Genomic DNA, 21040 nt, shown 5'->3' with positions numbered 1-21040 from the left:
GCAGGATATTGCTGCAGGCTTGCTGGCCTATTGGGCACGCCCAGCTCTCGTGTCCCGGACGCGCTGCAGCGTGGAAACGCTGCTGCGCAGAGCCGGGGCACGAGAGCCGCTAGCGGTGGACGGAACGGCCTATCCGACGCACCCAATCCACTCCGCCGACGCATCATCGTTCAAGCGCGCCACCGCATCGGCGCGACGCGTCAGCACGGCGCGCTGGTTGATGTAGCCCTTGTCGGTGATCTCGCCGCCATCGACCGACGGCGGCTCGGCGAGAAGCAGCGCGCGCGTGGCGTGGCCGGAGGAGTTGGGGCCCTGCTGCCTCAGTTTCGCCAGGCCCTGCGCAATCGCGCTCCTGACCTTGTCATGTGCAAGCACCTCGTTCACATCGGCCGTCTCAGGCAGACCGGCGTGGATGCGGCAGGCCGCGATGTTCGGGATCACGAGGAAACGCACCTCGTCTCCGCCGTGTCCTGACACGACGATGTCCTGCGCCAGCGGCGCCAGCGCGGCGATGCCGGCAACGCGCAGCGTGCCGACATTGACCCAGGTGCCGGAATTGAGCTTGAAATCTTCGGCGACGCGGCCGTCGAAGAACAGGCCACGCTCCGGCCGCGCGCTGTCGGCGAGCTTCACGGCATCGCCGATCAGATAGAAGCCCTCTTCATCAAAAGCCTGCCTGGTCAGCTCCGGCGCCTTCCAATAGCCCGGCGTGACGTTGGGGCCGCGCACCCGCACCTCCAGCTTGTCGCCGGACGTCACGAGCTTCAGCTCGGTGCCGGGAATGGGCACGCCGATATTGCCGGAGCGTTCGGCGAGGAAATGGCAGTCGGTTGCGAGCGGCGACGTCTCGGTCGAGCCCCAGGCCGAGACCATCGGCAGCGCGTGGCCGACCGTTTTGAGCGAGAGCTCTTCGAGCGCGTCCCAGAGATTCTGCGGCAGCGCCGCGCCGGCATAGAAGGCAAACTTTACCTCGCCGAAGAAACGGCGGCACAGCTCCTGGTCGCCGCGCAGCGCCGCGATCAGCATGTCGAAGCCGCGCGGCACGTTGAAATAGACCGTGGGCATCACGCTTCTGAGGTTCGCCAGTGACGTCGCGAACAGCCCAGGCGCCGGCTTGCCGCCGTCGATATAGAGCGAGCCGCCGTTGCGCAGCACGAGGTTGAAATTGTGGTTGGCGCCGAAAGTGTGGCTCCAGGGCAGCCAGTCGAGAATGACGAGATCGCCGCGGCCCTGCTGCAGGAAGGTCCAGGTCTGCGCCTTGGCCTGCTGGCTCGAGGTCAGCATGCGCTGGGTGTTGATGACAGCCTTGGGCGTGCCGGTCGAGCCTGACGTGAACAGGAGTTTTGCGATCGTATCCGGCGTCACCGCGGCGAACGCCGTTGCGACGTCGGGGCCCTCCGGCGTCGCCGCGATCGTGCGGAAGGCGAGCGCGTCGCCATCGCCGGCGTTGCCGCTGATGATCTGCGCCGTGTGCAGCGGCTTGATCGCGGCCAGCGCTGCCGCGAATGACTTGGTCGCGGAGACATAGATCGCGCCCGGATCGAGCAGCGCGACCATGCTCTTGAGCTTGTCGAAATCTTTCGACATCAGCGAATAGGCCGGCGAGATCGCCGCCGAGGGCACGCCGACATGCTGGGCGGCAAGCGCGAACAGCGCATGGTCGATGCTGTTGTCGGAGAGGATCGCCAGCGGGCGCTCGGCGCTCAAGCCCTGCGCCAGGATCCAGGACGCCGCCGCGCGCACCCGGTGCTGCGCCTGCGCATAGGTGACGGTGGTCCAGGGCGCCTCGACATGGCCGCGCTCGGCCAGGAAGATCGTATCCGGCGTCTGCCGCGCCCATTGCTCCAGCCAGTCGCCGACGCAGCGCGCGCCATCGCGCAACGGTTCGGGCGAGCGCAGCACGATGCTTCCGTCGGCGCGATGCTCGGCGACGGTTCTGGGTGTTGCGAACAGGCTTGCAGCGTCACCGCGTGCGGCGGTTGTCATGATTTCCTCCTCCGCCCGGATCGGCGGCAGCCTCGTTCCGGGCTGCTTTGGCCATAATGTTGGGCAGGACAATTGTTGTCGTCAACAACAATCTTTCGCGACGGCGCCCGAGGCGCTAAGCTTGCCCGGCAGGAGACACGATGTGACAGCCACCGCGCCCCAGACCTCCCCACGCAAACGAGCGAGCAACGGCACCGCGCGGCGGATCGACGCCGACGAGATCGGCCTCGACGCGCTGGTGGGGCACGCCGGCTATGCGGTGCGGCGCTTCCAGATCTGGATCTTTCAGGACTTCATCAGGACGCTTGGCGCGGTGGACATCCGGCCGACGCAATATTCGGTGCTGACGGTGATCGGCGCCAATCCGGGTCTGTCGCAGATGGCGGTGGCGAAACGCCTCGGCATCGAGCGCGCCCGGCTGGTGCACCTGCTCGACAGCCTGGAGCAGCGCAAGCTCGTGAAGCGGGTCAAGTCGAAGGCGGACCGTCGCTCCCATGCGCTGCATCTCACGATCCAGGGCGAGACGGCGCTGGCAAAGTTCAAGCGCCTCGCGGCCGAGCACGAACGGCATGTCGAGGCGAAGATCGGCAAGGAAAACCGGGCGCAGCTGCTGCGAATTCTCGCCGGCTTCACCTGATCTCGACTGCCTATGATTTGAGCAGATGCCCGTCACAGGGCGCTGACATCACGGCCCGCCCGCCTGTCGAATTATCCCCCAAGCCACTGATCAGACGGATAATATCCGCAGCTTCATTCCTGGCCGGATAATGTACACAATGGCACATCGCTTGCTTCGCTCCGGGCGAAGACAGATTGCCGGAGTTTTGTCGCCATGAGGGCTGAGCAGCCTGAAACGATCGCCGCGATCGTGGCCGCGCATCGCGCGGGCACGTTGACGCCGGCAGAGACGATCGCGCGGACCTATCAGCGCATCCGCGACCATGATGATCCCGCCATCTTCATCAGCCTGCGCGACGAAAAGGATGCGATCGCGGAGGCCAAGAGGCTTGCGACGAAGGACGCCGACAACCTGCCGCTCCACGGCGTGCCTGTCGCGGTGAAGGACAATATCGACGCGCTGGGCTTTCCGACCACGGCGGCCTGCCCCGCCTTCTCCTTTACGCCCACACACGATTCGACGGCGGTGGCGCGGTTGCGCGTGGCCGGCGCGATCATCATCGGCAAGACCAATCTCGACCAGTTCGCGACCGGTCTCGTCGGCGTGCGCTCGCCCTATGGCATCCCCAGAAATTCGATCCGCGAGGATCTCATTCCCGGCGGCTCCAGCTCGGGCTCCGCCGTCGCCGTCGGCGCCGGCCTCGTGCCGCTATCGCTCGGCACCGACACCGCCGGCTCGGGCCGCGTGCCGGCGATGCTCAACAACATCGTCGGGCTGAAGCCGAGCCTCGGCATGATCTCGAATGCCGGGCTGGTGCCGGCCTGCCGCACGCTCGATTGCATCTCGGTCTTCGCCCTGACGGTCGACGACGCGGCGCTGGCGCTGTCCGTGATGGCCGGGCCGGACGCAGCCGATCCGTTCTCACGCGACCGGCCGCTGGGCGCTATCACGCCGTTCCCGGCAGGCTTGCGGCTCGGCGTGCCGCGCAAGGGTCAACTGATCTTCTTCGGCGACAAGAAGGCGGAAGCCGCCTACGCCGATGCGTTGAAGCGCTGGACTGCGCTCGGCGCGACGCTGGTCGAATTCGACCTCGAGCCGTTCTATGAGACGGCGCGACTGCTCTATGAGGGTCCCTGGGTCGCCGAGCGCTATCTCGTGATCAAGGATCTGCTGGCGTCCGCGCCCGATTCGATTCACCCCGTGACGCGCGAGATCACCGCCGCGGGAGCGCGGCTCACCGCAGCGGATACGTTCTCGGCGCTCTACCGCCTGCAGGGCCTGCGCAAGATTGCCGAGCGCACCTTTGCCAATATCGACGCGCTGGTGCTGCCGACGGCGCCGACCGCCTATACGACCGCGCAGGTGCTCGCCAATCCGATCGAGCTCAACAGCCGGCTCGGCACCTACACCAATTTCGTCAACCTGCTCGACCTCTGCGGCCTCGCTCTGCCGGCAGAAATGCGCGGCGACGGCATCCCGTTCGGCATCACGCTGCTCGCGCCCGCGGGACATGACGCGCTGCTGGCGAGCATCGGCCGGGTCTTTCATGCGGATACAAAGTTGAGCCTCGGCGCGAAGGGCACGGCGCAAGCACCGCTGCCGCCCTTGCCGGCAAGTGGCGGCGACGAGATCCCGATCGCGGTCGTCGGTGCACATCTCTCTGGCATGGCGTTGAACGGTGAATTGACGGCGTTGAACGCGAAGTTGATCGAGGCGACGAAGACCACGCCCGACTACAAGCTCTACGCGCTCAAGACCACGCCGCCGAAGCCGGGCATGCTGCGGGTTGCGGCCGGGCACGGGGCGTCGATCGAGCTGGAGGTCTGGTCGCTGTCGTCCTCCGCGTTCGGCAAGTTCGTCAACGCGATCCCCGCGCCGATGGCGATCGGCACGGTGCGCCTCGCCGATGGCCGCAGCGTGAAGGGATTTCTCGTCGAGCCCGAGGTGCTGGGCGAGGCGCGGGACATCACGGGGTATGGCGGCTGGCGGAAATTCATGGCGGAAGCTGCAACAAAGCAGGTCTCGTAGAGTGGGTTAGCTCAGCGTAACCCACCTCTTTAGTTTCCGCGGAGACAGAAGTGGTGGGTTACGCCTTCGGCTAACCCACCCTACGACTTCACACCGACACCGCGTAGATCTCGTACTCCCCGCGCACCAGCTCGATATGCGCGCGCATCGCAGCGGCGGCACCCTGCTTGTCGCCGCGCATGATGGCGACGACGACGCGGTCGTGCTCGGCTTGCGATTTGGCGAGACGGCCGAGATTGCGGAACTGGGCGCGGCGGAACGGCTGCACGCGCACCCGCGTCGCCAGCGTGATCTCGGCGATGTAGCCATTCTGAGATCCCGCGTAGATCGCGTTGTGGAAGCGCTCGTTGACCTCGTGGAAACGCTCGGGATTGCCCGCGTAGCTCAGCACCCTCAACTCCTCGTGCACGGCCTCCAGACCGTGGCGCTCGGCCGCCGACATGCGTTCGGCGGCAAGACCTGCGCACATCGCCTCGAGCTCGGCCATCGCCTCGAACATGCTCGTCAGACGCTCGACCGAGGGCTGCGCCACCACCGCGCCGCGATGGGCACGCGCCTCGACGAGGCCGCTCGCCACCAGCTGGCGCAACGCCTCGCGCACCGGCGTCCGCGACACGCTGAAGCGGCGCGCGATGTCGGTCTCGTCCAGCGGCGAGCCGGGAGCCAGGGTGCCGCGCACGATCTCGTCGGCGAGCTGCAGGCGCAACTCTTCGGCGCGCGTGACCTTCTGCACCGATGGCGAGGCCCGGTCGACGCGCGGCACCACCGGCTCAGCCGGCAATGTTCCGGGCGGAAAGTCGTCAAGCGTCATACGGTCAGGTCTCTTTCGGCTCGTCGATGATGCTGACATGGGCGGCGACGACGCGCCAGCCCTCCGGGAAGCGAATCCAGGTCTGCATCTGCCGGCCGACCTTGCCGGGCGCCGTATCGCGATAGAACAAAGTGGAGGCAACGGCCGTGTCGCGGCCATAGCTGGAGATGACGGTCTTTGCGGTGCGGCGATTGAGGCCGACCGGCGAGCGCGCGGCGCGGAAGCCGTTGATCGCCTCATAGCCGTAGAGGTTCTCGCCGATGCCGTAGCGCAGCGTGCGGGGATCGTTGCGGAAGAGCTCGCCGAGCACGGCGACGTCATTGGTGATGAGCGCCTGCTCATAGCGGTCGAATGCGGCTTTGACTTCCGCGATCACCTCGGGGAGATCGATCTCCATGTCAGATTCCTCTCGGCGACGGCGCAGCGGCTACGCCCATCTTTTCCAAGGCGTGCGCGACGCGGAGCGCGATGTCTTCGCGCCAGGGCGCCGCGATGATCTGCACGCCGATCGGCAGCGGCTCGAGCGGCACCGGGACAGCGACCACCGGCAAACCGATGAAGGAGATCGGCTGGGTGTGGATGCCGATATTGGCACGCACCGGCAGCTCGACGCCGTCGAGGTTGAAATTCACCTGGCCGAGTTTCGGCGCGGTGCAGGGCGTCGCCGGCGCGAGCAGCACGTCGACCGACCTGAAGATCTCGGCGAGCTCGGCGCGATACCAGCGGCGGAATTTCTGCGCGCGGTCGACCAGCGCTGCCGGCACCATGGCGCCCGCGATCAGCCGGTCGCGCACGGCCGGATCGAAGTCGTTCGCGCGCTGGCGCAGGCGATCGAGATGCAGCGAGGCGCCTTCGGTGGTGGAGATGACATAAGCCGCCGCGCGTGCGCGCGCAGCTTCGGGAATGTCGACCACCTTCGTCGCGCCGAGCGCCCTGGCGACACGGCTGACGGCCTCGACCGCTTCCGGAAACACGTTCTTCTGGAAATACCCGCCGGCGACGGCGATGCGCAGATCCGAGACCGGATTGGCGATCAGCGGCAGCGTCGGCTCCAGCCCGCGCATCGTGCAGGCGCTGTCCTCCGCGTCCGGGCCCTGCATCGCATCATAGGCGAGTGCGAGATCGGCGACGGAGCGCGCGAACGGACCGAGATGATCGAGGCTCGCCACGAAAGGAAACGAGCGCGCGCGCGACAGCCGGCCATAGGTCGGCTTCAGACCGAAGATGCCGCAGAACGAGGACGGCACGCGGATCGAACCATTGGTGTCCGAGCCAAGCGCGATCGGCACCAGCGCGCCGCCGACGGCACTGCCCGAGCCGCCAGACGAGCCGCCGGTCATTCGCGTGGTGTCGTGCGGATTGCGCGAGGGGCCGTCATGGACGTTCTCGCCGGTGAAGTCGTAGGCGTATTCGCCCATGTTGAGCGCGCCGACCAGGACGGCGCCGGCGGCTTCCATGCGCTCGATCAGCGTCGCATCGCGCGCTGCGGGCGCGCGATCGCGGTTGATCTTCGAGCCTGCGCGCGTCGGAAGCCCGGCGACGTCAAACAGGTTCTTCACCGCGAAGGGAACGCCGGCAAGCGGGCCGACATCCTTGCCGGCGGCGATATCGGCATCGATCGCACGTGCCTTGGCGCGGGCGCGGTCGGCGGTGACGTCGGTGAAGGAATTGAGGATGCCGTCGTGCTGCTTGATGCGCGCGAGAGCGGCTTCGGTCGCATCGAGCGCGGACATCTTGCCACCCGCCACCGCCTTCGCGATTTCGGCGGCCGTCATCTCTGGCTTGCTGGTCATGGCAGCATCAGGCGGTGAAGATCGGCGCCGGCTCGGTCTCGTCCGGCAGCGCGAATTCGTCGACCAGGCGGCCGAGCCGCAGCGACACTTCGAGATTGGCACGCACCGCGGGCCTCCAGGCCTCCTCGACCGGCAGCGCCAGCGCTTTCGATACGGCGTCGATATAATCGTCCAGCGGTTCGGCCATCACTCTCTCGGCTTAATGCACCTGCAACGGCGGATGCGGGATCGCCGTCAGCAGCTCCTTGGTGTAGTCGTCCTGCGGATCGCTCAAGACCTGCTCGGAAGAGCCTTCCTCGACGATTCGACCCGTCCGCATCACAATGACACGATCGCACAACAAGCGCACTACGTTCAAATCATGCGAGACGAACAGATAGCTCATACCTAGCCGTGCTTTCAGGTCCTGCAGCAGGTTCAGCACGACCGCCTGCACCGAGACGTCCAGCGCCGCGGTCGGCTCGTCCAGGATCACCAGCTTCGGATGCAGCGCGATGGCGCGGGCGATGCCGACGCGGGCCTTCTGCCCGCCGGAGAGCTGGTGCGGGAAGCGATCCAGCAGATTGTGCGGCAGGCCGACCATGGTGGCCAGCTCCTCGCAGCGGGCGCGGAGCGCATCGCGGCCGCTGATGTCGCTCAGTTGCATGATCGGATCGGCGATCGCACGCGCGGCGGTGAAGCGCGGGTTGAGGCTGTCGGTCGGGTCCTGGAACACCATCTGGATGCGGCTGCGCTGCGGCAGCCGGGCGAACGACGCAGGCTGGATAGCGCCGATGTCCTCTCCGTCGAACTGGATCAGGCCGGAGGTCTGGTCGAGCAGCCGCATCACCATCATCGACGTGGTCGATTTGCCGCAGCCGGATTCGCCGACCAGGCCGACGCTCTCGCCGTGACCGATCGAGAAGCTGATGCCATCCACCGCGCGGAACACGTCGGGCTCCAGCGGTGGCTTGCGGCCGAACAACTTTCCGAGCGTGGCGGTGGCCCCTTGGCGGGGGTATTCCTTCACGAGCTTTTCGATGAGGAGGAGGGGCTTTGAATTCTCGTCCCCCCCGGGCTTGACCCGGGGGTCCATCGAAAGAGAGGGGTTTTGCAAAGTGTGATGGATGGCCGGGTCAGGCCCGGCCATGACGGCTGAGGGCTGCGCAGCGCCCTCCTCCTCCGGCAGCAAATCCCGCAGGCTCACACCGAGCCGCGGCGTCGCGCGCATCAGCTTCTTGGTGTAGGGGTGCTGCGGGCTCGCAAAGATGTCGGCGGCCTTGGCGGTCTCGACCACGCGGCCCTTCTCCATCACCACCACGCGATCGCAATAGGCGGCGGCGAGGCCGAGATCGTGTGTGATCAGGATGGTCGACATCGCCTTGCGTTTTGTCAGCTCGACGATCAAATCCATCACCGCCTTCTGGGTGGTGACGTCGAGGCCGGTGGTCGGCTCGTCCGCGATCAGCAGTTGCGGATTGCAGGCCAGCGCGAGCGCGATGACGACGCGCTGGCACATGCCGCCGGACAGCTCGAACGGATAGGCGTGATAGCGCTCGCGCGGGCGGGCGATCTTGACCTGTTCCAGCGCCTCGATTGCCTTCTCGCCGTGATCGGCGACCTGGGCCTGCTGCACATGGGTGCGCAGCACGTCCTCGATCTGGTCGCCCACTTTCCGGATCGGGTTCAGCGCCGCGCGCGGATTCTGGAAGATCATCGAGACTTCGCGGCCGCGCAAATCGCGCATCTGGTCTTCGCTCGCGGCCTTGACGTCGATGCCGGAGAACATCACCGAGCCCTCGGCGATCCGCCCGGCACGGTCGAGGATGCGCATCACCGCATAGGACGTCACCGACTTGCCGGAGCCGGACTCGCCGACGATGGCGAGCGTCTCGCCCTTGGCGACGGAGATGCTGACATGCTGCACGGCTTTGACGATGCCGCGGCGGGTGGAGAATTCGACGGTGAGGTCCTGGACGTCGAGCAAGGGCTGGGCGGTCATGAACGGCTCCCGTCACCCAAAAAGTGCGAAAACAACCCCATGCACAGTAGAACGGGATTGGATTCGTTGAGGAATTTTGGACGGAAATTTGCCATCACGTCCTCCGCTGGGGGTCGACGATGTCGCGCAGGCCGTCGCCGAGGAGGTTGAAGCAGAACACCGCGATCATCAGCGCGAGCCCGGGGAACAACGCGATCCACCACTCGCCCGAGACCATGAAGCCCGCGCCTTCGGCGACCATGATGCCCCACTCCGCGGTCGGCGGGCGGACGCCGAGGCCGATGAAAGAGAGGCCTGCGGCATTGAGGATGGCGTATCCCATCGTCAGAGACATCTGCACGATCATGATCGGCATGATGTTCGGCAGGATATGCACCAGGAGGATACGGAATTCGCCGTTGCCGGAGAGGCGCGCGGCCTGCACGAAGCCGGCATTACGGCGGACATTGGCCTCGGCGCGCGCGACGCGGGCATAGAGCGGGAAGTTCACGATGGCGGTGGCGAGGATGATGTTCTGCACGGTGTTGCCGAGGGCGGCGACGATGCCCATCGCCAGCACGAACAGCGGGAAGGCCATGATGGTGTCGGCGATGCGGCCGACGATCCGATCGGTCCAGCCGCCGAAATAGCCGGCCGCGATGCCGGCGAGGCCGCCCATCAGGAACACCAGCACGACGGAGGCGACCGCGATAAAGGCGTCGAGCCGAGTTGCCACGATGACGCGGCTGAAAATGTCACGGCCGAGCTGGTCGGTGCCGAACCAGTGCGCGGCCGACGGCGGCTTCAGAGCAGCAGCTGTATCCGAGGCGAGTGGATCGTAGGGCACGACGTAGGGGCCGAAGATCGCGGCGACCAGGATCAGAACCAGCAGCGCGAAGGCGAAGCCCGTGACCTTGTTCTCGCCGAGCACGTAGCGGGTCTGTTCGAGGATCGCAGTCAGTCCCGAGGTGCGTGCGGGACCGGCGGGTTCAACAGCAGGCGCAACGGAGCTCATGACATCACCCGGATGTTGTTTGGCCGAACCAGCACGCCGCGGGGGAGCCTTACCTCTCCCGCTTGCGGGGGAGGTCGGCGCAACGCGCCGGGTGGGGGCTCTCTCCACATCGGGACCCTCGCCCGCGGAGATACCCCCTCCCTAACCCTCCCCCGCAAGCGGGAGAGGGGGCGCACCCTCGATGGGGTTTGCATCGGACGAAACCTCATTGGTTCAGCCCTCCAACCGGACGCGCGGATCGATCACGCCGTACAAAATGTCAATCACGAGATTGAGCAGCACGTACATCACCGCCATGGTCAGCACGAAGCCCTGCACCGGTGCGAAGTCCGACGAAATCAGCGCTTCCACCGCATAGGAGCCGATGCCGGGCCAGGCGAACACTTTTTCGACCAGCACATTCGCTCCGAGCAGGAACGAGAACACCATGCTGAGCGTGGTGATGACAGGCAGCATGGCATTGCGAAACGCGTAGGTGACGATCACGGTCGCCGGCGACAGGCCGCTGGCGCGGGCGGTGCGGACGAATTCCGACGACAGCACCGCCAGCATCGAAGCGCGCGTCATGCGTGCGATCGGCGCCAGCGAGAAGATCGCAAGCGTCGTCGCCGGCAGAATGAGCTGACTCAGTGCCGAGCGGAACGCCTCGAGGTCGCGCGCGATCAGCGTGTCGATCAGATAGAAGCCCGTCACCGTCGGCGGCGCGCTGTAGAACACATCGAGGCGGCCGAGCGGTGCCGGCGACCAGCCGAGTCGGAAATAGAAGACATAGACCAGCACGAGGCCGGTGAAGAACACTGGTAGCGAGACCCCGGCCGTCGTCGTGATGCGACATAAATGATCGACCCATGATCCCGGCCGCGTTGCCGCCAGCACGCCGAGCGGAATGGCGATGACGACCGAGACGATCAACCCGAGCAGCGTCAGCTCGGCGGAGGCCGGCAGGCGGTTGCGGATCTCGGCCGCGACCGGCTGGCCCGTGGTCAGCGAGTTGCCGAAATCGCCGTGGGCGAGATCGTTGGTGTAGCGGAAGAACTGCTCGATCAGCGGCTTGTCGAGGCCGAGCTTCTTGCGGATTTGCTCGACGGCCTCCTTGGTCGCGGCGGGACCGGCGAAGTAGGCGGCGGGATCGCCCGGCAGCGCGCGCGTCAGCAGGAAGGTGACGATGACGACGCCGATCAGCGACGGAATCGCGAACATCAGGCGCTTGCCGATCATGGTCAGCATGCGCCGCGCTCCGCGCTGGCGAATAGCGAATGGCGAATGGCGAATGATCGTTCGCGGCTGACGGTCATAGTCCCTGCTCCCCTATTCGCCACTCGCCACTCCCTATTCGCCTGGTCTCACCCCTTCACCAGCGCACGGTAATCCAGCCTGCGGTGGAACCAGTATTGATAGCCGCTGATGTTCTTCTGCATCGCGACGTTGACGAAGGGCTGGTAGAGCGGGATGCGCGGGATGTCGGTGAAGGCGAGATCGACGAAGCCCTTCACGTCCTTGTCGTAGGTGGCGGTGTCGCCGCTTGCTGCCGCGGTGCGCGCGCCGTCGATCAGCTTGTCCATCTCCGCCGACTTGTAGCTCATGGTGTTGAAGACGGAATTGTTGCCGTGATAGCACCAGTAGAAGAAGTATTCGGGGTAATCGAGCCAGCCCGAGAACACGTTGGTGAAGAGCGGCATCTCCTTCTTGTTCAATTCGGTGCGCCAGTTGGCGCCGGGCACCTTGTTGATGGTGGTCTTGATTCCGATCTGGGCCAGGCTCTCCTGTACCAGCACGCAGAGCGGCTCGTTGACGCCGGCGAAGTTCAGGTCGAACGAGATCGTGGTCTCGAAGCCGTTGGCCATGCCCGCTTCGGCCATCAACGCCTTCGCCTTCTCGATGTCGGTGTTGTATTTGTGCGGCTGCGGCCAGGCGACTTCAGTGGCCTTGTCCTTCGGCGCGCCGAACATCGGGTTGGCGAGGCCGAACATCACCGCGTCCATGATCTTCTGATAGGGCAGCGCGTAGGCCACCGCCTGTCGCACCTTCGGATTGTCGAAGGGCGGCTTGGTGACGTTCATGCCGATATACTGGATACCATTGGAGAACGGCAGCGACACCACGTTGAGCTTGCCGTTGGCCTTCATCTCCTGGAAGTCCTTGTTCGGCAGCTCGTAGGAGATGTCGGCGTCGCCGCGCTCCAGCAGGGCGCGGCGGTTGCCGGCCTGCGGCACCATGCGCCAGATCACGCGCTTGATCTTCGGCAGCGGACCGCAGACCCAGTCGTCGTTGCGCTCCATGATGACTTCGGTGCCGGCGGTCCACTTCGTCACCTTGTAGGCGCCGGAGCCCGCGGTCTGCTGCTTGGTGTATTCGAGACCCCAGGGATCCTTCTCGCTGGCGTGCTTCTTCACCAGCTCGGAATTGACGATGCAGGGCACGATCACGGCGAGATCGGGGATCGTCAGCCTGTCCTTCTTCAGGAAGTCGACGCGCACGGTGTGGTCGTCGACGACGACGAACTGCTCGGGCTTCGTGAGAGACCCCGCGCTCATCTGGAAGGTCGGGAAGCCGCCGACGCTGACGGCGCGATCGAGCGACCACTTCACGTCCTTCGCGGTCACGGGCGTGCCGTCGTGGAATTTGGCGTTCTTGCGCAGCTTGAAGGTGACCGACTTGTCGTCGATCTTGAACTCCTCGGCGAGCTCGCCCTTGAACTTGTCGCGGTCGTAATAGGGCACGCCGCCGGGGCCGCTCTTCATCTCGTGGCTGATCAGCCGGTCGTAGCAATTCCAGGACACTTCATAGCCGGGCACGTTGGTGCCGACGCCGTGGATGTCGAGATTGTTGGGGCCGCCTTCCGAGACGATCAGCAGCGTCTCCGAGCGGGCGTCGGCATAGGCCGAGGAGACCACGGACGGCATGGCCGGAAGTGCCGCTCCGGCGGCCAATCCGGAAACGGACTTGAGGAAATCGCGGCGCTTCATGGCAATTGCTCCAACACGACGTTTTTGGTTGGAACCGGATTCGCAAGGTTCGTGCCAAGGCTTAACGGGAGCTTGAAATCGGTTTAAGATACTGCATCCACTCATGAAATATCGATTCTGCACACGTGCGGCCTTCGCCTTGATCTCGTGGAATTGCATACAAAGATGCATATTTGCTCATTTAATAAGCGACATTTGATGGGCGCCCTCCCAATAAGCATCATGTCATTCCGGGCCGATGCGCAGCATCGAGCCCGGACTCCATCGGGGGCGGCAGCGTGCGCGGGACAATGGATTTTCAGGTGCGCAATTGCGCACCATAGCTCGCCGCTGCGCGGCGCCCCGGAATGACGAAGAGAGGTGGAGCGCGCCCGCTCACTCCGCCCAGATCAACTCCTGCAACTCGATCAGATCATCCGCCTGCTCCTGCCAGCCCTCGATGCAGATGTGGCTGTTGAGGTCGCTGGCGCGGTGCAGCAGCATCAGGGCCATCAGCCGGCGCTTGAGCGTGGTTTCGAGCTTCTCGTAGCCAAAGCCTTCGAGCAGGCTCTTTACCCTGCCCGGCCGGCCCGCCGCCATGAACGCGCCGGGGCCGAGCAGATCGTATTCGCGCCATCCCGCCAGCACGTCGCCGAAGTCGAACAGGCCGGCGAGCGACCATTGGCCGTCATCGCAGGCGAGCAGGAAGTTCTCCGGAATGTATTCGCCGACCAGAAAGACCGGCGGCGCATCCTTCGGAATGAGCTTTTCCGCGTCGCGCAGCAGATCGTCGAGGCCTTTGAGGAATTTCGGCGCGAGACCGAGACGGGTGTGCCTGGCCTTGCAGCCCTGCATCTGGGCACGCATCAAATCGTTCCAGCGCGGCTCGATGCTCGCGAGCGGTCCGAGCGGGACGCGCTGGACGCTCGCGATGGTCTCGCCGATCTGGCGCAGCAGCCGCTCTTTCTGGTCTTCCGGCAATTGCGGCCAGACGTCCGAGCCGAGCGTGCCTGTGAGACGTGTGATGACGAGATAGGGCCAGCCGTCGCGCGTCCCCTCGGCGACGATCTCGGGGATCGGTAGATCGAGATGGCCGGCGAGCTGCGTCAGCGAGCCGCGCTCGGAGACGAATTGTGCGTGCAGCATCGGCGGGAAGATTTTCAGGATCAGTTTGTCGCCGAGGCCAACCACGAGATTGGTGCCGGTCGCGAACACATGCGGCGAGCTGGTATCGAAGCCGTGGCTGCGCGCGATGTCGAGCGCGATCGGGAGCCATTGCGCGGGATCGAAGCGAAAGGCGCGGAAGCTTTCGGCGTCGGTGAAAGCTGGCAGTTCTTGCGGTGAAGCCATGGTCATTCGGCTGCTTTTGGCTGGCTCAGTCCGAGCCAAGGAGACGGTGCACCTCTCCCGTTTGCGGGAGAGGTCGGCACGTAGTGCCGGGTGAGGGTTCTTTCCTCTAGGGGATTGTCCCATTGCGGAGACACCCTCTCCCCACCCCTCCCCCGCAAGCGGGGGAGGGAGCGCACGGCCCGCGCGGCTGCAGCGGTGTTCAATCGCAGCACACTACCGATCCGGGCTGGCGCGCTCGAACTGGCGCAAGATCTTGTTGCCGCGCTCGACCGCTGCATCGAGCGCGGCTTGCGCGCTCTTCTGCCCGGCGAAGGCCTGCTCCAGCTCGTCCTCGATCGCGCCGCGGATCAGGACGAAGGAGCCGAGCCGGATGCCTTTCGAGTTCTCCGTCGGCGGATTGAGCGTGATCTCCTCGAACGAGATCGCGGCGCCCGGATTGCGCTCGTAAAAGCCCTGCGCGCGCGTCAGCTCGGAGGCGGCGCGGGTGATCGGCAAGTATCCGGTGTTCTGGTGCCAGGCGGCCTGCACGCCGGGCTGCGCCAGATAGGCGAAGAACCGCGCCACGCCCTTGTATTCCTCGCGCGGGCGGTCGCGCAGCACCCACAGGGTTGCGCCGCCGATGATCGAGTTCTGCGGCGCGCCCTTCACGTCGGGCCAATATGGCATCATGCCGTAGCCGACCTCGAATTTCGAATTCGCCTTGATGTCGGCGCGCGTCGCCGAGGAGCCGATGAAGATGCCGCATTCGCCGTTCTGGAAACGCGGCTCGGCCGCTTGGCCGCGGCCGCCATAGTCGAACGATTTTGTCTTTTGCCATTCGGCGAGCTGGGCGATGTGCTTGACCACGACCGGATTGTTGATGGTCAATTCCGCGTCCAGCCCGGCAAAGCCGTTGCCGCGCGTCGCCAGCGGCAGATCATGGAAAGCGGAGAAATTCTCGACATGGATCCAGGACGGCCAGGACGTGGTGAAGCCGCACGCGGCACCGCGGTCGCGCAAGCGCTTTGCAGCCGCGCCCAGTTCCGGCCAGGTCTTCGGCGGCGTCTCCGGATCGAGACCCGCATCGCGGAACATGGTCTTGTTGTAATAGAGGATCGGCGTCGAGGAATTGAACGGGAACGACAGCAGATTGCCGGCCGCATCGGTGTAATAGCCGGAGACGGCGGGCAGGTAGTCGTCGAGCGAGAACGGCTCGTTCATGTCCCGCATCAGGCTGAACACCGGATAGATCGCGCCCTTGGCCGCGGTCATGGTGGCGGTGGCGACCTCGTTGACCTGGACGATGGCGGGCTGGCTGCGCGAGCGGAAGGCGAAGATCGCGGCAGTCACCGTCTCGGTGTAGTTGCCCTTGTAAACCGGCACGATGCGGTAGTCGGACTGCGAGGCGTTGAAGTCCGAGGCGAGCTTCCCGAGCTGGCGGCCGAGTTCGCCGGACATGGCGTGCCACCAGGCGATGTCGGTCGTGGCGCGAGCAGGAGCTGCCAAGGAGAGCGCCGCAAGAATGGCGAGGTACAAGGGGCGCAATGCTGACGTCACGATGGCTTTTCTCGTTTCCAGCGCCAACCGGCGGCGACCCTGCTTACGGCGCCTCCGGTGCGGTTTCAACCGGCAATGCGTCCCGGCCGCGCTGCACAATCGGCCGTGCCCGCAGCGGGTAGCCTTGTCCTTCCCATCTGCTAGATTGCATTGAACCTTTTGCTCCCGCCATAGACTCCATCACTGAGGGGTTGAGTGTGCCAGTGCTGAACCGTGCCGAACTCTCGCGGACCGGGGTGATCTTCGTCGCGCTTCTGCTTGCCGTCTGCATGACGGGCGCCGGTGCACGCGAGTTTCGCGCCGCCGATACCCAGACCGAGGATTACCCGACGGTCCAGGCGCTGCGCTACATGGGCGCCCTGATCGCCGAGCGCAGCGGCGGCCGCCACGAGATCAAGGTGTTCCACTCCCGCCAGCTCGGCGAGGAAAAGGAGACCATCGAGCAGACCCGGGTCGGTGCGATCGACCTCAACCGGACCAACGTCGCGCTGATCGGCAATTTCGTGCCGGCGATGAACGTGCTCGCCATGCCGTTCCTGTTTCGGTCCTTCGAGCACATGCAGAAGGTGCTGGACGGGCCCGTCGGCAGCGAGATCCTCGATAGTTTCGAGCCCTATGGCTTCGTCGGGCTGGCCTTCTACGATTCCGGGGCGCGGTCGATCTACAACGGCGTCCGGCCGGTGAAGTCCATCGCGGATCTCAAGGGATTGCGGATCCGGGTGCAGCAGTCGGAGTTGATGAGCCAGATGATCCGCTCGCTCGGCGCCGAGCCCGTCGAGATGCCCTATGGGCAGGTCCTCACCGGGCTCGCCAACCATCTGGTCGACGGCGCCGAGAACAACTGGCCATCTTTCGTGACGACGGACCATTTCAAGCATGCCGGCCATTATACGCTTACCGAGCACACGATGAGCCCCGAGGTGCTGGTGATCTCGCTGAAGGCCTGGCGGAGCCTGTCGCCAGACGATCAGACCATCTTCCGGGAGGCCGCGCAGCGCTCCAGCCGGTTCATGCGCGAGAAATGGCGCGACCTCGAGGAGCAGTCGCAGCGCAAGGCGGAGGAAGCCGGCGTCACCATCGTCAGGGATATCGACCGCAAGCCGTTCGAGGACGCGATGGTCCCGATCTACGCCAAGGCGGCGCGCGATCCCGCCGCGGCCGCGCTGATCGAACGCATTCGCAAGGTGGAGTGAGGCCTGTTGACCGGGCTTGGACACAGCGAGCACGCAGAGCGGCCGTCGGGCCCGGTCGGACGGCTGCGCGCGCGCCTCGTCGGCGTGCTGCGCGCGGTGCCGATCCGCTGGCGCATCCTGTCGATCGCGGCACTGAATTCCGCCGTGGTGGTGGTGCTGGTGGCGATGATCTGGAACGGCGCGCAGGTGCTGGGCTCGGCCTGGGACGACGTGCGTCAGGTGCGCGAATCCGACCGGATCCTGGCGCTGCTCGAAAGCGAGACCGGGCGGCTGCAGAACCTGATCCACCGCTACATCAACCAGCCGAGTCCAGACCTGTTCGCCGAGATCCTGCTGCTGCGCGAGGCGGTGCTGGGCACGCTGACCAACCGCGCCGCCAAGGACCCGATGCTGTCGGGCTCGGTCGAGGAGCTGGAGCGCACCACCGACCGCTTCCTCAACGGCTTCGGCGAGCTGCGCAGCGTGCAGGCGACCATCGCGAAGACCTATGAGGAGCAGGTGCAGGGGCCTGCCCGCGACATGGCCGGCCTCTATTCCATCATCGAAGGCGCCACCGGCCATCGCGACGCGCTGATCTGGCCTTCGCTCGGCAAATCCCGCGAGGCTTTCACGGCGATGCTGGTGGCGGCCAATTCCTATTACCTGTCGCTGTCGACGGGCGCAGCCGACGACGCGCGCCGCAACACCGAGACGATCGAGAAGACCATCCCCGTGATGATCGATCTCGCCGACAACGATTTGCAGAAGATGGCCTTGCGGCGACTCGGCGCCCGCACCGCCGCGCTGCGCGAGGGCTTTGCGAAACTCTCCGAGCAGCTTGCGAGCCGCACCGAGCTGCTCCGCAACACCATCGACGCCAGCCAGGCCGAGGCGATCGGCGCCATCGACGACCTCTCCGGCAAGATGCGCCAGCGCGAGCAGAAGGCGCAGGAGACCTTCGACCGCACGCTGGCGGATATTTCCCGGCGGGTGCTGACGATCGCGGTGATCTTCCTCGGCATCATCCTCACCGCGGGCGTGATGATCGCGCTGTCGATCCGCCTGCCGCTGCAGCAGATCCTGACCGCGATGCGCGCGATCACGCTCGGCGACCTCGGCCGCGAGGTACAGGGCACCAAGGCCCGCGACGAGGTCGGCGCCATGGCGCGCGCGGTCGAGGTGTTCCGCGAGAACGCGATCGCGAAGCGCGAGACCGAGGACGAGCTGCGCGCGTCCAAGGAGAAGGCCGAAAGCGCGCTGCTCGAGCTCAATACCGCCCAGCAGAATTTGATCGATGCCGAGAGGCTGGCGGCGCTCGGCGGCCTCGTCGCCGGCGTCGCGCACGAGGTCAACAACCCGATCGGCATCAGCCTCACGGTGGCATCGAGCTTTGCCCGGCGCAGCGAGATCTTCGAGGCCCAGCTCAGGGGCGACGGGGGCCTGCGCCGCTCGCAGCTGGAGGAGTTCGTGCAGTCCTCTCGCGACGCCTCGCAGCAGCTGGTCGCCAATCTGCAGCGCGCCGGCGAGCTGATCCAGTCGTTCAAGCAGGTCGCGGTCGACCGCTCGCATGCCGAGCGGCGGCAATTCTCCCTCAGCGAGGCCACCGACCAGATCATCGCGAGCTTGAGGCCAGTGCTGAAGCGCTCGCCGATCACGCTTCAAGTCGACGTGCCCGAGGGGCTGCTGCTCGACGGCTATCCCGGCTCCTATGGCCAGATCCTGACCAACCTCTTCCTCAACGCCGCCAACCATGCCTTCGCCGACGGGCGCGCCGGCACGATCATCATCTCGGCGCGGCCGCGCGGGGCCGACGACATCGAGATCATCTTCACCGACGACGGGGCCGGCATGACCCCCGACGTGCAGCGCCAGGCCTTTGACCCTTTCTTTACCACCCGGCGCAATGAAGGCGGTACGGGACTTGGCCTGCATATCGTCTATAACCTCGTCACCCAGCAGCTCGGCGGGCGCATGATGCTGGAATCCAAGCTGGGACAAGGCACCACTTTTCGCATTATCATGCCCCGGGTCGCCAAGGGCGGCGCGCAAAGCACAGAAAGTGACGGGACTTCTCAATGGCCGAACAGGACGATGTCCTCCACCTGATCGACGATACCGGTACCGCGTCGGAGGATGCCAACGCCCGGAAATGGAAGATCGCCGTCATCGACGACGATCCGGCCGTGCATGACGGCACCCGTTTTGCCCTCTCGGATTACAGCCTGAACGGCCAGGGCCTGGAGATCCTGTCGGCGCATTCCGCGGCCGAAGGCCGCAAGCTGATGGCCGCGCACAACGACATCGCCGCGGTGCTGCTCGACGTCATCATGGAGACCGACGTCGCCGGCCTCGAGCTGGTCGAATACATCCGCAACGAGCTCAAGAACGAGACCGTGCGCATCATCCTGCGCACCGGCCAGCCCGGCCAGGCGCCTGAACGGCGCGTGATCGTGCAGTACGACATCAACGACTACAAGGCCAAGACCGAGCTCACCGCCGACAAGCTGTTCACCTCGCTGACCGCGGCGCTGCGCTCCTATCAGCAGCTCGAGCGCATGCTGCAGACAAGGCGCGGGCTCGAGATCATCATCGACGCGGCCTCGACGCTGTACGACTTCAAGTCGATGCAGCGGCTCGCCGAGGGCGTGCTGACCCAGCTCGCCTCGCTGCTCAACGTCGATTGCGCCGGTATCCTGGTTTTGCGCGACAATGGCGGCATCGACCCCGAACTCTCGGTGCTCGCCGGCAGCGGCTGCTACAGCCGCTTCATCGGCACCACCTCGTCGAAGGCGCTCGACCCCGATCTGCGCGCGATGGTGGAAGCCGCCTTCCAGGGCCGCAAGAACGAATTCGCCGACCACCGCAGCGTGATCTATCTGCGCACCGGAAGCGGCCGCGAGGTGGTGGTGCTGCTGCAGGCCGAGCGCGAACTGTCCGAGACCGACCGCTCGCTGGTCGAGATCTTCTCCTCCAGGCTATCGATCGCGTTCGATAACGTCATCCTCTATCAGCAGCTCCAGGACGCCAACACCCAGCTGGAGGACCGCGTCGCCCAGCGTACCCGCGCCTTGATGCAGGCCAACCGCCGCCTGTCGGCGCAATGGCTGCGGCTGCAGCGCGCCAACGGCTTCAAGAACGAGATCCTGGGCACGGTCGCGCACGATCTGAAGAACCCGCTCGGGGTCATCCTCGGCCGCACCGAGATGCTGAAGGAGCTGATCTCGACCGGCGCCTCGGAAAGCGGCGTGGTCGCCCAGGTCGACCACATCCGCGACGCCACCAAGCGCCTGACCACGATGGTCGATCATCTGATCTCGGACGCGATGGCCGACGCCTTCGACATCACCATCCGCCGCGAGCCGGTCGACGTCGCCGCTTTGGTCAAGGAGGTCGCCGAGGCCAACCAGCCGCTCGCCGTCAACAAGCAGCAGGCGATCGGCGTCACCGCGCCGCCCAACATCGTCACCATGTGCGACACCGACCGCATCCGCGAGGCCATCGACAACCTCATCAGCAACGCCATCAAATACTCGCCGATCGGCGGCAGGATCGACGTGGTCGTCAGCCACGAAGGCAGCGAGACCATTGTCCGTGTCAGCGACGAGGGCGCCGGCCTGTCGCCGGAGGATCTCGGCCGCCTGTTCGGCCGGTTCCAGCGGCTGTCGGCCAAGCCGACCGCCGGCGAAAGCTCGACGGGCCTCGGCCTCTCCATCGTCAAGCGCATCGTCGACATGCATGGCGGCGAGGTGACCGCCGACAGCGAGGGCCCCGGCAAGGGCTCGACCTTCACCATCACCCTCCCCGCGACCGAACTGCCGTGAAGCC

The 21040-nt window shown here is 65.7% G+C and carries 16 protein-coding genes; 5 read left to right on the top strand and 11 right to left on the bottom strand.

Annotation, left to right across the window (positions count from 1 at the left end; translation table 11 throughout):
* Positions 1 to 129: 129 nt before the first annotated feature.
* Positions 130 to 1986, bottom strand: coding sequence for a feruloyl-CoA synthase (locus IVB24_RS04665; RefSeq protein ID WP_247772189.1), 1857 nt, complete (start codon positions 1984 to 1986; stop codon positions 130 to 132).
* A 142-nt stretch (positions 1987 to 2128) separates the two neighbouring features.
* Between IVB24_RS04665 and IVB24_RS04660 the strand changes: the two genes are divergently transcribed.
* Both IVB24_RS04660 and atzF read left to right on the top strand, forming a co-directional pair.
* On the top strand, positions 2129 to 2623 hold the full coding sequence (locus tag IVB24_RS04660; protein WP_162308796.1) for a MarR family winged helix-turn-helix transcriptional regulator: 495 nt from the start codon (positions 2129 to 2131) through the stop codon (positions 2621 to 2623).
* Positions 2624 to 2818: 195 nt separating this feature from the next.
* Positions 2819 to 4633 (top strand): allophanate hydrolase, encoded by a 1815-nt coding sequence (gene atzF, locus IVB24_RS04655; RefSeq protein WP_247772188.1) that lies wholly within the window; start codon positions 2819 to 2821, stop codon positions 4631 to 4633.
* A gap of 88 nt (positions 4634 to 4721) precedes the next feature.
* Here the strand turns inward: atzF and IVB24_RS04650 are convergent, their stop codons facing one another.
* The 10 genes from IVB24_RS04650 to ugpB form a co-directional block, all read right to left on the bottom strand.
* Positions 4722 to 5444: a GntR family transcriptional regulator gene (locus IVB24_RS04650; protein WP_162308798.1), complete on the bottom strand. Its 723-nt coding sequence runs from the start codon at positions 5442 to 5444 to the stop codon at positions 4722 to 4724.
* Positions 5445 to 5448: 4 nt separating this feature from the next.
* On the bottom strand, positions 5449 to 5841 hold the full coding sequence (hpxZ, locus tag IVB24_RS04645; protein WP_094976312.1) for an oxalurate catabolism protein HpxZ: 393 nt from the start codon (positions 5839 to 5841) through the stop codon (positions 5449 to 5451).
* A 1-nt stretch (position 5842) separates the two neighbouring features.
* Positions 5843 to 7237 carry an AtzE family amidohydrolase gene (locus tag IVB24_RS04640; protein WP_247772187.1) on the bottom strand — a complete coding sequence of 465 codons (1395 nt, stop codon included), beginning with the start codon at positions 7235 to 7237 and terminating at the stop codon, positions 5843 to 5845.
* Between the two features lie 7 nt (positions 7238 to 7244).
* Positions 7245 to 7424, bottom strand: coding sequence for a DUF4089 domain-containing protein (locus tag IVB24_RS04635; RefSeq protein ID WP_128930863.1), 180 nt, complete (start codon positions 7422 to 7424; stop codon positions 7245 to 7247).
* A 12-nt stretch (positions 7425 to 7436) separates the two neighbouring features.
* A complete protein-coding gene (locus IVB24_RS04630) occupies positions 7437 to 9218 on the bottom strand; it encodes an ABC transporter ATP-binding protein (RefSeq protein WP_247772186.1) in 1782 nt (593 codons plus the stop codon).
* Between the two features lie 94 nt (positions 9219 to 9312).
* Positions 9313 to 10212 carry an ABC transporter permease gene (locus IVB24_RS04625; protein ID WP_140481559.1) on the bottom strand — a complete coding sequence of 300 codons (900 nt, stop codon included), beginning with the start codon at positions 10210 to 10212 and terminating at the stop codon, positions 9313 to 9315.
* Positions 10213 to 10425: 213 nt separating this feature from the next.
* A complete protein-coding gene (locus IVB24_RS04620; protein ID WP_166467797.1) occupies positions 10426 to 11439 on the bottom strand; it encodes an ABC transporter permease in 1014 nt (337 codons plus the stop codon).
* Between the two features lie 116 nt (positions 11440 to 11555).
* Positions 11556 to 13178 (bottom strand): ABC transporter substrate-binding protein, encoded by a 1623-nt coding sequence (locus IVB24_RS04615; RefSeq protein WP_094976308.1) that lies wholly within the window; start codon positions 13176 to 13178, stop codon positions 11556 to 11558.
* A gap of 375 nt (positions 13179 to 13553) precedes the next feature.
* Positions 13554 to 14513, bottom strand: a complete 960-nt coding sequence (locus tag IVB24_RS04610) for an aminoglycoside 3'-phosphotransferase/choline kinase family protein (protein ID WP_247772185.1) — start codon at positions 14511 to 14513, stop codon at positions 13554 to 13556.
* 207 nt (positions 14514 to 14720) lie between these two features.
* Positions 14721 to 16043 (bottom strand): sn-glycerol-3-phosphate ABC transporter substrate-binding protein UgpB, encoded by a 1323-nt coding sequence (ugpB, locus tag IVB24_RS04605; protein ID WP_181956172.1) that lies wholly within the window; start codon positions 16041 to 16043, stop codon positions 14721 to 14723.
* Positions 16044 to 16240: 197 nt separating this feature from the next.
* On the opposite strand from ugpB, the gene IVB24_RS04600 reads away from it, so the two are divergent.
* Genes IVB24_RS04600 through IVB24_RS04590 form a run of 3 tightly spaced genes read left to right on the top strand, consistent with a single transcriptional unit; the run spans position 16241 to position 21036 of the window.
* Positions 16241 to 17236 (top strand): TRAP transporter substrate-binding protein, encoded by a 996-nt coding sequence (locus IVB24_RS04600; RefSeq protein ID WP_247772184.1) that lies wholly within the window; start codon positions 16241 to 16243, stop codon positions 17234 to 17236.
* A 6-nt stretch (positions 17237 to 17242) separates the two neighbouring features.
* On the top strand, positions 17243 to 19321 hold the full coding sequence (locus tag IVB24_RS04595; protein ID WP_247772183.1) for a HAMP domain-containing sensor histidine kinase: 2079 nt from the start codon (positions 17243 to 17245) through the stop codon (positions 19319 to 19321).
* A complete protein-coding gene (locus IVB24_RS04590; RefSeq protein ID WP_094976306.1) occupies positions 19291 to 21036 on the top strand; it encodes a DUF3369 domain-containing protein in 1746 nt (581 codons plus the stop codon). The genes IVB24_RS04595 and IVB24_RS04590 overlap by 31 nt, the downstream gene beginning before the upstream one ends.
* Positions 21037 to 21040: the final 4 nt, after the last annotated feature.

This window comes from Bradyrhizobium sp. 192 (assembly GCF_023100965.1).
In the GTDB taxonomy this organism is placed as follows: domain Bacteria; phylum Pseudomonadota; class Alphaproteobacteria; order Rhizobiales; family Xanthobacteraceae; genus Bradyrhizobium; species Bradyrhizobium symbiodeficiens.
The sequence above is the reverse complement of the archived record's forward strand: the minus strand, read 5'-3'. Positions and strand labels throughout refer to the sequence as shown.